This window comes from Oleiphilus sp. HI0132, from assembly GCF_001635845.1.
This window is the reverse complement of the sequence record NZ_LWGJ01000003.1, coordinates 1-12,481: the sequence shown is the minus strand read 5'-3', so window position 1 is coordinate 12,481 and position 12,481 is coordinate 1. Positions and strand designations below refer to the sequence as shown.

The window sequence follows — 12,481 nt, the reverse complement described above, 5'->3', positions numbered from 1 at the left end:
CTGACTGCACTCACCGAAAGAAAGGCAATATCATCAGGTATTTCTTTTAAGTCGTCCAAGCCTAAGGAAGAGAATAGCTCCGCTACACCCGCCCTGTTTTCTGCTACAACGTCCAGTAGTAGCTGTTCCTTATCATTCAAAGTCTCGCCGGGCATCACCTCGAGAATACCGTCAGAAAATACCGTGATTCGAAATTCCGGTGTAATTTTCCGATGGTAGACTTCGAATTCTGGCTCAGGAAATAAACCAACGGCCATTCCTTTACCTTCTAAATACTCTGCCCGCCCTTGCTCACAATATACTGGCATAGGGAAATGCCCTCCTACCGAATATCGTAATTCCTGGTTTTTCTCATCGAGAATACCTGCAAACATCGTTACATGCTTTCCCAAATCACTTGCCAACAGCTCAAGATTAACACGCTTCAAGAAATCATTCGGACACGAAATCTCATCACTAGAGCCGCGTTTAAAGTTACGCTTTAAACGCATCGTCAGGTTTTTCAGCAATACCGTCACAAATGCAGACGATGCACCATGACCAGAAACGTCGGCAAAATAAAATAAGCTACGATGATCGTCAAGATTAAAATAGTCTAAGAAATCGCCGCTTAAGTACAAAGATGGCATCACTCGATGCTCAAAGAAAATATCGTTCACTTTCTTTTCATTTTTTGGCAGCATTTTCTTTTGAATTTGCAAGCCGGCTTTTTGGTCAGCCCTCAATTCCTGGAGACCCGCGCTCAGTTTCTTATAGCCTTCTTCAAGCTCTTTCTGTAAATGCTTATTATGCTTACTTAAACGAACCTTCTCTAGGATTCTATCGATCACATGATCAACATTAATATAGTCATTGACAGGTTTTAGAATGTAGTCCGAAGCACCTGCTCTTAAACACGCGACCACATCACCAGAGTTTGGCGTTTCCGATACAACAACCAAAGGGATAAGGTAACTATCAGCCTGACCCAATGATAAGTGAGCAATATCGGCATTGGTTACATCAGCAAACACCAAATCTACTGAAGTACTTGCCAATAACTCGTTTGCGTTATCGATCGTTGATGCAGTTTTTACTTGATAGCCCTTGGCACACAGATAATCTGCCAAGCGTAACAAGTCCTCTTTATGAGGGTCTAGCACCAGAATATGTTCAGCTAGCTGATCCATGATCTATACCTGCCAAACATTATTTAATAAGGTCAATACAATACTCACTAATTAATCACAGCCTTTTTATAACGCTTGATATACAGCGGCTAAGCTTTAAGGCACCCGACATACTATGCCTGGCGCGGCATCAAGGTTAATTTAATAATTCGAGTATAGGACAAGCTGAATACACGTCTAACCAAAACCGAGAATAATTTCATTTTTTCACCGGGACTGGCTAAAGATCACAGACTTACCGTGCGATACGCCAAATTCCTAACGATTTCACTTAAACTGATTAAACCTGCACAAGCATGCTAAAGTAATTAAAGAATTAATATACTTCTGCATAAAAGCTAAGTATTAACATACTCTTTTTATCAAAATATACCTTGAGACTATTCTCATTCATTAGAGTATTCACACTAATTAACAATTGGGGCTACGCTGCTTGAATTTATTGATAGAAGATTTACTTGGGGCGCATAAGAAGCTAATCATGGACCCAGTACACGGTGGCATACCTCTTTTGAGCCACGAAGTGGCCATGGTGGACCACCCTTTATTTCAGCGACTACGCTTTATTTGTCAGAACGATATCCTTTCTCTCGTATTTCCTGGCGCGACTCACTCACGCTTTTTACATAGCGTAGGTGTCATGCATGTTGGCGGGCGCATGTTCCGCGCAATGATTGAAAACTGTCTGAAACGCTGCTCCCAAGAACAGCGTTCAGTGGTAAAAACCGACACACTAGAAGCTATCAGCTACTTTCACAGGCTTGTTCGTTGTGCCTGCCTTCTACATGATGTTGGACATAGCAGCTTCTCGCACCAATTCAATCGAACCCCCTCTATTAAATCCCTTCTTGCTCAAGGAGGACGTTTTGAACATCTTTGGGCAGGCATTGACACCAGCGCTATCTATAAAGATCCGCCAACAATACTCGAGCATGAGCACTTTTCAGTTCGTGCTGCCTGGCAAATACTGCAAGATATCGATAACAAAGCACCAAGCCTGGAACCTTTAGATATTCTGTCTCTGATGGAAACCACCTCAATTTCCCCAAGTGATTTATTTAATCGACACGCTCACGCCCTTTGGCCGCTGATTGCTCCCAGCGACCTGGCGAATAATCCGGACTCCTTACCTGATGAATTCGCCAGCAAATTACAGCATGTTTTATCAAGCCTGGTATCGGGTGAGCTGGATGCAGACCGCGCCGATTACATGCTTCGCGACGGTTTTCACTCCTCGGTCACAATTGGAGGCTTTAACCTGGACCACCTGCTAAGCAATATTCATTTTGGTTGGTGTCCACAAACTAACTGGTTCGGTCTGGCAATTGCGGAAAAAGGCCTAAGCTCTCTAGAAGACTTTGTTTATAGTCGTCACCAAATGTATCGACAAGTCTACGCGCACAAAACAGCTCAAGGCTTCGACTGGCTGCTCCGCGCTGCGATTGATGAAGTGATGCAAAACCCCGAAGTGTCGAGCTTCGTTAACGCCAGTCTGGACAATATTGATAGTTTCAAGTATCTAACAGACAGCTATTTCTGGGAAGCTTTTCGAAAGCACGCTTCGGTTAAGAAAAACTCTTACTCTTCCTGTATTCTGGATAGACATAAGATGCGCTATCTAGCGACACGAGACAACCTCAGCAAAGAAGAAGAGCTTCATTACCTAAATTTCTTATCAAAGGAATTTGGTCACCCTGAGCAGCAATTAGTCTCATCTAGCATTACTGCACGATTCACAAAAATCAAAGATGGTTTTGAAGACATCAAAGTATTAGTATCAGATCATCAAAGACAAGCACCGACCTTAAAATTAATCTCGGATACCAGTCGTTTTTTTGATAAATTTACCGACGAAAGGATTACACACTTTTATCTTAATCCCGTCGACAAGGAAACGTATTAAGTTTACACGATAAGGACCCGGACGTTTAATGAAAACAAGAGATCGAATACTCCATAAAAGCCTGGAGCTTTTCAATGAGCTGGGTGAACCGAATGTCACCACGCTATTGATTTCTGACGAGCTTGATATAAGCCCGGGGAACCTTTACTACCACTTCAAAAGTAAAACTGACATTCTGACGAATTTATTTGAGTGGTTTGAAAATGAAATGGGAGCTCTGTTGGAAGCGCCCAATACAACGCCAGATATCGAGGATCAATGGTTCTTTCTGCACTTGATATTCGAGCACATTGAAAAGTACCAATTTCTTTATAAAGATATCGTCCATGTGCTCGGTCGCCATGACAATATCAAGCTACGCTTCAATAAAATCATTCAAAAGAAAAGGAAAGCTACGCTCAATATTTTGAAGGGACTAGAAGAGCAAGGCAGTATCGAAGCAAATAATGATGAGCTCGAAGCCTTGTGTGAGAATATCGTACTAACGGCAACGTTCTGGATCAATTACTGCATTGTCTCGAGCAACAAGAGTTTGTCTGAAGACATGCTCGCTCGAGGCGTTTATCAGGTTATCTCGCTGGTGGCACCGTTTTTAGATAAAGAACAGCGCCAACTACTCAACGAATTGAAAAAGGCCTACTTGTAGGCCGTTCTTCTAATCATTGATCAAACGATTATTTCTCAGCCAGTTTGGCCTCAAGCTCAGACACACGTTGTTCCAGTTCCGCAACACGATGATTAGTTGGAATCCCTAAGCGCACCAAAGCCGATGATACTCGCTGATCGAAAACACTCTCAAGCTTACCGAAGGTACCGCTGGCTTTCTCTCTAACATCCTCAACACGATCCTCTACCGCCTTGAACTGTTTTTCTACTACGCCACGGGTCAGGCTTTCTATTTCCTCACCTTCCTTTACAAGCTTGTCGAAAATCTTTCCGGTATCTTCTTCAGCTTTATTGTAGGCCCCTAAACCTGCCAACCAGATCTGACGTGCAGACTCTTTGATTTTCTCGGATAGCTGCGAGCTCTGGTCACCATCCTTTATTTGTTTGATCTCATCGCTCTGGTCGATATCTTTTGACATATTTCACCCTCTCGTTCGAGACTACTCAATACGGGTAATCGTGTCGCTATACACCCGGTATTGATTCAGTAACTAGCGTTTAACCAGCCCTGCATTAATAAGATTTTACAATTTAGCCTTTGTTGAATGCAGCTTTATTGTCTATACCCAATAGTATCGATAATAAAAGGTTTATGAAATGGGTTTGATAAGTAAATCGGCACTAATTGATTTAATCGTAGGCTGGTTGACACACGAGCGTCCTCCCAGCAGCATTCCTATGAGTGACTTTGAGCGCACACGCTACGAAATCAAACCTGGCGACGTAATCCTCATCGAAGGTCGTAGCCGAGTGAGTGATGTCATCAAAACCATTACTCAAAGCTGCTGGTCACATGCCGCTCTGTATATTGGCCGGCTTCATGAAATTGAAGACCCTACCACAAGACAAAAGGTTAAAGAATATTTTGACGGGCAACCCGACGTTCAGCTCATTGTCGAAAGTGAACTTGGTATGGGTACGCTAGTCAGGCCGCTATCAACTTACGATAGAGAGCATATGCGCATTTGCCGACCTAGGGATTTAACCTATGGCGATGCTCAAAAAGTAATAAATTACGCAGTCGGCCGACTTGGTACCGACTACGATATTCGCCAAATCTTCGATTTACTACGCTTTCTGTTTCCCTGGCTAGTGATGCCACGAAAATGGCGCTCGAGCCTATTCACCTCACATGTAGGCACCACAACGAAGACAGTCTGCTCAACAATGATCGCAGAGGCTTTTGCTTCAATTCAGTATCCGATTCTTCCCTTGGTCAAGCGCAGCGAGCAACATGAAGTAAAAATCTATCGACGCAACCCCAAACTGTGCACCCCCAGTGATTTCGATTACTCCCCCTATTTCGACATCATCAAATACCCTTTTATGAATTTTGCCCAATCACAACCTCATTACCGCCTATTGCCCTGGGATACGGACAATATTCACTCAGAACACAAACCACACCGCTAAGTGCTGGAGTTCCAGCACAGGCTAATCTCTCGTCGGCTAAAAACCATATCAAAGGTTAGCACGCCAACTTAGAAGAAAATATCATTAAAAAATGCTTGTTTTTTGAGCGATCTGACTAATACTTTGAGTGTCTGATAAGCGAAGTGCAATTATCAGCAATGAAAGACTTTCATGGATACTACTCGCACTATTTACCGGATTCGTATCCCAGCGAATCCGGTTTTTTTGCTTGACCTGAATTAAGAACATACTTCTCTTAGGTAATCTCAAATCCAAGCGATTTAATCAATAACTCTGCTCATGACTCTGCTACACTAAAACTAACAGACTGAATCTTTGTTCATTTATCAATTCTATCAAGTACTATCAGGTTCAGATTTTCAAAACACTCCAATATAAGTACGTTCAGGCACACTACCGGCTCAATGAATATTTCATTCTTAACTATTTCAAATAGTATTGGACTCCTGGCCTTCCTGCTACTCGCAGTATTTATCGCTAGCAAGTATTTACGCAGATCCGTTGATCGTTCCTTACTACTTGCTGCGCTAGCAAGCAGTTTATGGATGGGCGCATTGGTCGCACAAGGCTTAGGCTTTGATGTGCCATTCTATCTACGATACACCTTTGAACTCATTCGCAATGCAGCCTGGTTTGACGTTCTCTACGCGCTCTTGGGGATTAGCTTCATTCCTAACCAACAACAAGGCAGAGACCGCTTTTATCTCAGTTCGGCCATTCTCGCTCTGCTCGCTGCTATGGTCTTTATTACCTTGGCCCAAGGTATCTCAGGCTCACAATGGGTGTCCAGCTATTCGATTCTGTTGTTTCAGGTATCACTTTCTATCGTCGCACTTTTACTTTTAGAACAAGTATGGCGTAGCGCGAATATGTATAGCCGTTCCGGAATCAAATACCTAACCATCGCGATTGGCACCCTGTTCTGCTACGACTTCTTTATGTATTCAGATGCACTCTTGTTTCGCGAGTTATCCGCCCCACTATGGGAAACGCGCGGCGCAATTAATGCCCTGGCCGCTCCTTTTATCGCGTTGACTTTAATGAACAACCAAAAACAAGTCATCGGAATGCACGTCTCACGTCAAATGGCTTTCCATTCGACAACACTGGTGGTCGCCGGAATCTACCTTATCTTAATTTCTGCCGGTGGCTACTATATCAGTGTATTTGGTGGCACGTGGGGTGAAGCTCTACGAATACTGTTTATCGTAATCGGCCTAATAACATTAATACTTCTAATTAGCTCTCCAATTCTACGCGCACGTATAATGGTTTTTATTAGTAAGAATTTTTTCGACTATAAATACGACTATCGCGACGAATGGATCAAGAGTACACGCGCGCTTTCTGATACAGATACCTCCCACCCTCCATCACTACAGGCGATAAAAATCCTTGGCGACTTGGTCGGGAGCCAGTCGGGCGCGATCTGGATTAAAGACGAGGAAGGTTTATTCAAACCCAAAGCACAATACCACCTACCTGATGCAAAGTTCGGAGACATCGACCATCATTCCGAGCTAATAACCTTCTTCACCCAAAATGACTGGATCATCAACCTCGATGAATACATGCTAGACCCAAGCAAATATAAGCTGATCGAAATTCCGGAAAGCATGCTTCACCTCGAGCACCCATGGCTGATTCTGCCCCTTGGGGTCGGTGAAAACCTATCCGGATTAGTCTTGCTATGTGAACCCATCGCAACGATTGACCTAAACTGGGAGAATTACGACCTGTTGAAAATTGTTTCTCAGCAAGCATGTAGCTACATTGTTCAAAGTGACTCTCAGGAAAAGCTAGGTACTGCCATGCAGTTCGAAGCGGTAAATAAAGCATCTGCCTTTCTGGTTCATGATATAAAGACCATTATCGCGCAGCTATCTTTGCTCGTTAAGAATGCCGAAAAGCACAAATCCAACCCTGCTTTTGTTGACGATATGATTCGCACGACAAGCCATACAGTCGAGAAAATGGATCACCTGCTACAGCAAATTCATAATCCAAACCAGAACAATGAGGAAGCTTCCGTTGAGCTAGGTGAAATATTGCTAGAGATCTACCAAAGTCATAAAAAATCTAGCCCATCCCCGTCTTTAGAAGCACTTGAGCAGCCAATATGGATACATGCAGACAAAGAACAACTGCGTTCCGCAATAGGGCATATCGTTCAAAATGCCATAGATGCGACCGACAAAGCAGGAGAGGTCTCCATTGCCAGCAAGCAAACTTCCGAGCATATCTTTCTTTTTATACAAGACAGCGGCATTGGTATGAGCGAAGAGTTCATTCAGAACCAATTATTTAAGCCTTTTGAAAGTACCAAAGGCCTTACGGGTATGGGAATCGGCGTGTACCAAAGCCGTGAATATTTAAGAAAACTAGGCGGCACAATCAGCGTCACGAGCCAGATAGAAGTAGGCACCTGCTTCACCTTAAAAATTCCTCTGGCTAAAGGTTAATTCAAGGGTAAAATTTCAATGCTATTTCAAAGACTGTACGGGTAATTAAACGTGAAACGAAAACTTTTAATTGTAGAAGATGATCCTGGCCTACAAAGCCAAATGCGTTGGTGTTTTGAAGGCGTTGACGTACATCTCGCATCAGACAGGGAAGCTGCGTTGTCCATACTCCGTCGTGAAGAGCCACAAGTCGTGACACTGGATCTTGGACTACCTCCAGACCCAGGCGGTTCAAGCGAAGGCTTTCAAGCGCTCGAAGAGATACTAAGGCTAGCCCCAACAACAAAAGTAATCGTTGTTACTGGACGGGAGGAAAAAGAAAATGCTGTCAAAGCTGTTGGCTTGGGCGCAAGTGATTTTTTCCAAAAACCTTTAGATGCCGATATTCTTTCATTTATTGTTGATCGAGCCTTCCGCATGCATGAGCTGGAGAAGCAAAATCAAGAACTATCAACAGGCTCATCCTCATCACGCTTAGCGGGCATTATAGCGAGTAGCAGCAAGATGCTAGAAGTCTGTCGAATGATAGAAAAAATAGCACCTGCTGATGTGACGACCCTTTTATTAGGTGAAACCGGGACAGGAAAAGAAGTACTCGCGAAAGCAATTCATCAAGTTAGCCCAAGGCAAGATAACCCGTTTGTCGCTATTAACTGCGGAGCAATTCCTGAAAACCTGCTTGAAAGCGAGCTATTTGGACACGAGAAAGGTGCTTTTACTGGCGCAACCCAAACCAAACAAGGAAAGATTGAACTCGCAGATAGCGGCACTTTATTTCTTGATGAAATTGGCGACATGCCGATGCCGCTTCAAGTTAAGCTATTACGCTTCCTTCAGGAAAGAGTGATTGAAAGAGTTGGCGGCGTTAAACCGATACCCGTAGATGTTCGAGTTGTTTGCGCAACCCACCAGAATGTCCAACAACTCATTGACCAAAACTTATTCAGAGAGGATCTCTATTATCGAGTGAGTGAAATTTCTCTCAATATCCCCCCCATCAGGGAGCGTGACGGTGATGCGATTATCATTGCACAAGCTTTGCTTAAAACTTTCGCTCAACAAATGAACCGTCCGACATTAGCATTTAACGAAGATGCGATGCGAGCAATAAAGAGCTATGAATGGCCAGGTAATGTTCGAGAAATTATTAACAAAGTAAAGCGGGCAGTCATCATGGCTGATGATAAGCTTGTCACGAGCTCAGACCTTGAGCTGTCAAATGATGCTTGTGCGACTGAAGAGGCGCTTAATCTTCGCCAAATAAGAGACGCAGCAGAAAAAACGGCAATCACACAAGCTATTCATGCCGCACAGAATAATATGGCGCAAGCAGCTAGACTACTCGGAATTACTAGGCCGACACTCTATAACCTGACGGAAAAGTTTGGAATTAATACCCACGAGCAATAGCCCTATTCGCTACACTCATAGGAGTAAGAAAAAAGCCTGCTTCATGCAGGCTTTTTCTCAAGGGTTACTGCTTGGCTCGAGCAGCGTTTAAATGCTCTTCAATTTCTTCCATTTCCGGAGCGAGCTTATGTGCTTTCTCTAGATAAGGTAAGCCTTCAGAAACCTTCCCGTTATCAACGAGTACCCAACCATAACTATCAAGAACGGCTGGACTCTCCGGCGCTAAGTCTACAGCTTTAGCTAACAGCTCTAACGCCCTCGAATCTTTTTTCTCAAAATAGATCCACCCTAGATTATTCAGAGCCATGACGTTATTGGGCGCAATTTTCAGAACTTTTTCATAACCTTCAACCGCTTTTATACGTTGCCCCCGCTGCTGATAAGCTAAGGACTGATACATAAGCGCTGGGGTACTGTTAGGTAGCTTAACCAACCAATCTTGAAGGAACTTGTTTTGGGCAGGCTTATCACCCAAAACACCTAGCACTCGATATAGTTTTTCAGCTGTAGAATCTACGGGTGCATTTCCCCAGCTTTGCATCAATAGCTTACGCGCTGTTGAATAGTCATTCTTGGATAGCGCAATATCACCGCGCAATATGTTCACAACAGGGTGGCTATCATTAATAGCCTCTATTTGACCAAGTACTTTCTCAGCCTCATTAACACGTCCAGCCTTCAGCTCAAGATCAACTAAAAAAGACAATAAGCGCATATTATCCGGTTCACTCGTTAGAACCTCAGCGACTTTGGTACGCGCCGTAGCGAAATCGCTCTTACGCATTGCAATTAAGGCTTCAACATACTTAATTCCATCACCTAAACGCTTGGTTTTTCCATCTTCTCCGTGAGCCGCTTTCGCTTTTTCAAGATACGCTTTAGCATCCGATACATTCTGCTGTGAGATCGACTCCTGAATCAGTACATAATATGGCGCTAGCTGAGCATTACTATTTGCGAAGAACTCTAATTTACTACGTCCTTCGGCACCTTGATCTTCGATAAGATAAACAGATAGCAAACCTTTATAACCCAACTCACTTTCGGGGAACACCCGAATAATTTCATTAAACGTTTGCTTTGCTGAATCGCCTTTACTTAAAGATATCTCAGCTTTTCCTTTCGCAAACAAGGCATTTAGATAACCTTCACCTTCCTTGTTTACCTCTGCAGCCATAGTAAAACGTTTTAACGCTGTGGATATATTCCTTTGATTCAGCGAGAAGTAACCGGCTACTAAATTGGTCGCATAATCTCTTGGTTTAGCTTTCAACGCACTGGCGATAAATTCTTCAGCTTTCTTCGCTCCGTCATGACGCAAGTGGAAACTTACAATGCTTCTTAACAGTTGAAGATCTGAACTATCTAGCTTGTATGATTGATCTAGCTGTTGCCATTCTTTACCTTTATTCGCTCCTGGGCCACTACGGTAGTAATCTGCCAAAGCAAGGCGAACCCGAATATTCTTTTCATCAAACGACAAAGCTTTCAGAAGGGCATTCTCACCCTTTTTGTACTGACCATCAGATATTGCTGCTAAGCCATACAATGCAAGTGTTTCGGGCGCCTTACTGCGATCAATAGTAGGCTCAAGTATTTCTAGCACTTTCTTTGGCTCATTCATTTTCAGATTCGTCGCCGCATAAATGTGACGCGTCATCTCATTTGCGACTTCCGGATCAACACTTTCTGAAAGGTATTTAGAGGCTGCGGTATTATCTCCTTCCAAATAGCTAATAATACCTAGTAGCTGAGTCGCTAGCTTGTATGAGGGATAATCATTTAATATCTCGATCAAAGTTGCTTTAGACGCATCCAATTCGCCTGCTTGCATTTTCTCGACCGCAAGCTGATATTTCTCTTTTACTTCATTTGAACCCGGGAAGGCTTCGGATAACAGTTTGGTGTAAATATAGGCTTCGTTAGAACGGCCTTGGCGAGTCAAAACATAAGATAGCCGTTCTAATACAACGGCTTTTTCCGGCTCAATAATATCTGTATTATCCATAGTAGAAAGCAAATCGGTCAGAATATCTTCGGCCTGTTCCAGGTTCTGTTCACCAATTGCAATACCAGCCAATAGAATTCTTGCTTTACTAAAAGCCTTGGCACCCTTAGGTATGGAATTAAGCAAGCCTTTCGATTCTTTTACCTGGTTAGATCTTACTAAAGCAGTTGCTTTTCCTAGGGTAGCGAGGTCATTCCCTGCCTCGTCATTAAGAATTTTCTGATAGGCATTGACTGCTTGTTCAAGCTCGTTCAAACCTAACAAGTTATGCGCACGAAGCATTTGAAGCTCAACGCTATTGCCACTTAAGTGCTCATCCAGAACAAGCTCAGCAGATAAGTACTTGTGCTTACCTTGATAAGACTCAACCAGTGCGACATAGTAACTTTCATCCTTGTCGGTACTCACCTGCTCCAATAAGCTAAGCGCCGCGTCATATTGCCCTAATTTAATCAACATCTCGGCATATTGAACAATTGAAGAGGCTTCGCCACCCGACTTCTTCACCGCATTTTTATATTCAATTGTCGCGGCTTTATATTGACCTTGCTCGGCATAAGCTTTAGCTCTCGCTAGATGATTCGCGTTAAGCTCTTTCTGATCAGTTTCTCCGCAGGCAATCAACATACTTACTAATACAGCAGATATGAACAATCGCCCAACTTTATTAAACTTCATCCTTTAAACCCTATGATTAAAATTCCAGATTTTCACTGTAGCTAAGCTCTATATTCAAAGCAAGCCATTCTAGTGTTTGCTAGACATATCCACGCAAAACCAAGTAATCAAAAACTTCCTTTGCTGCACCTTCTATACTTAAAACACCCGCGTCAACCACGAGTTCAGGATCTTCGGGGGCTTCATATGTAGAGTCAATACCCGTAAAGTTTCGAATCTCTCCAGCCCTCGCCTTTTTATACAAACCTTTCGGGTCTCTCCGCTCACAAACACTAAGATCAGTACAAATATAAACCTCAATAAACTCCCCTATAGGGAAGAGCTTTCTCACCATTTGTCGATCTGAATTAAAAGGAGAAATAAACGCAGACTGGACAATCAAACCCGCATCGACAAAAAGTTTTCCTACCTCACCAATTCGTCTGATATTTTCAATTCGGTCTTGAGCAGAAAAACCCAGATCCTTCGTCAATCCATGCCTAACATTGTCACCGTCTAAAAGGTAGGTATGCTTACCTTTCTCGTAGAGCATCGCATCTAAGGCATTCGCGACACTAGACTTACCTGCACCACTAAGGCCGGTAAACCAGATCATGCAGGGCTTTTGATGTTTTTGCTTAGCACGGTCTTCTCTTTGGATTTGATGGTCGTGCCAGCGGATATTTGGGCTTTTCATAATTGAGGTCGTTTTAAGTTGTCTTATATGAGCAATATCGGTCGCGAAGTTACTATTAGTTACTTTTATATAGTT

General features: G+C 43.2%; 9 protein-coding genes. 5 read left to right on the top strand and 4 right to left on the bottom strand.

The features are described 5' to 3' along the window. Nucleotides 1-1,169: PP2C family protein-serine/threonine phosphatase (locus A3766_RS00165; protein WP_068641432.1), on the bottom strand; the 1,169-nt coding region annotated here is incomplete at its 3' end. Between the two features lie 433 nt (nt 1,170-1,602). On the opposite strand from A3766_RS00165, the gene A3766_RS00160 reads away from it, so the two are divergent. Next, nucleotides 1,603-3,072, top strand: a complete 1,470-nt coding sequence (locus A3766_RS00160; RefSeq protein WP_231875476.1) for an HD domain-containing protein — start codon at nt 1,603-1,605, stop codon at nt 3,070-3,072. Nucleotides 3,073-3,100: 28 nt separating this feature from the next. Further along, on the top strand, nt 3,101-3,718 hold the full coding sequence (locus A3766_RS00155; protein ID WP_068508108.1) for a TetR/AcrR family transcriptional regulator: 618 nt from the start codon (nt 3,101-3,103) through the stop codon (nt 3,716-3,718). A gap of 28 nt (nt 3,719-3,746) precedes the next feature. Here A3766_RS00155 and A3766_RS00150 read toward each other — a convergent pair whose 3' ends face one another. Then, nucleotides 3,747-4,157 carry a phasin family protein gene (locus A3766_RS00150; protein ID WP_068515273.1) on the bottom strand — a complete coding sequence of 137 codons (411 nt, stop codon included), beginning with the start codon at nt 4,155-4,157 and terminating at the stop codon, nt 3,747-3,749. Between the two features lie 178 nt (nt 4,158-4,335). Here A3766_RS00150 and A3766_RS00145 point away from each other — a divergent pair, with 178 nt between their 5' ends. The 3 genes from A3766_RS00145 to prsR all read left to right on the top strand — a co-directional run bounded on the left by A3766_RS00145 (nt 4,336) and on the right by prsR (nt 9,044). Further along, nucleotides 4,336-5,151, top strand: a complete 816-nt coding sequence (locus A3766_RS00145) for a YiiX/YebB-like N1pC/P60 family cysteine hydrolase (RefSeq protein WP_068508906.1) — start codon at nt 4,336-4,338, stop codon at nt 5,149-5,151. A gap of 425 nt (nt 5,152-5,576) precedes the next feature. Beyond that, on the top strand, nt 5,577-7,634 hold the full coding sequence (gene prsK / locus A3766_RS00140; RefSeq protein WP_068515274.1) for an XrtA/PEP-CTERM system histidine kinase PrsK: 2,058 nt from the start codon (nt 5,577-5,579) through the stop codon (nt 7,632-7,634). 51 nt (nt 7,635-7,685) lie between these two features. Then, complete coding sequence (gene prsR / locus A3766_RS00135) at nt 7,686-9,044, top strand: PEP-CTERM-box response regulator transcription factor (RefSeq protein ID WP_082865148.1); 1,359 nt, start codon at nt 7,686-7,688, stop codon at nt 9,042-9,044. Between the two features lie 64 nt (nt 9,045-9,108). On the opposite strand, the gene A3766_RS00130 is transcribed toward prsR, so the two are convergent. After that, complete coding sequence (locus A3766_RS00130) at nt 9,109-11,730, bottom strand: tetratricopeptide repeat protein (RefSeq protein WP_068515276.1); 2,622 nt, start codon at nt 11,728-11,730, stop codon at nt 9,109-9,111. Between the two features lie 79 nt (nt 11,731-11,809). After that, a complete protein-coding gene (cysC, locus tag A3766_RS00125) occupies nt 11,810-12,406 on the bottom strand; it encodes an adenylyl-sulfate kinase (RefSeq protein ID WP_068515286.1) in 597 nt (198 codons plus the stop codon). Nucleotides 12,407-12,481: the final 75 nt, after the last annotated feature.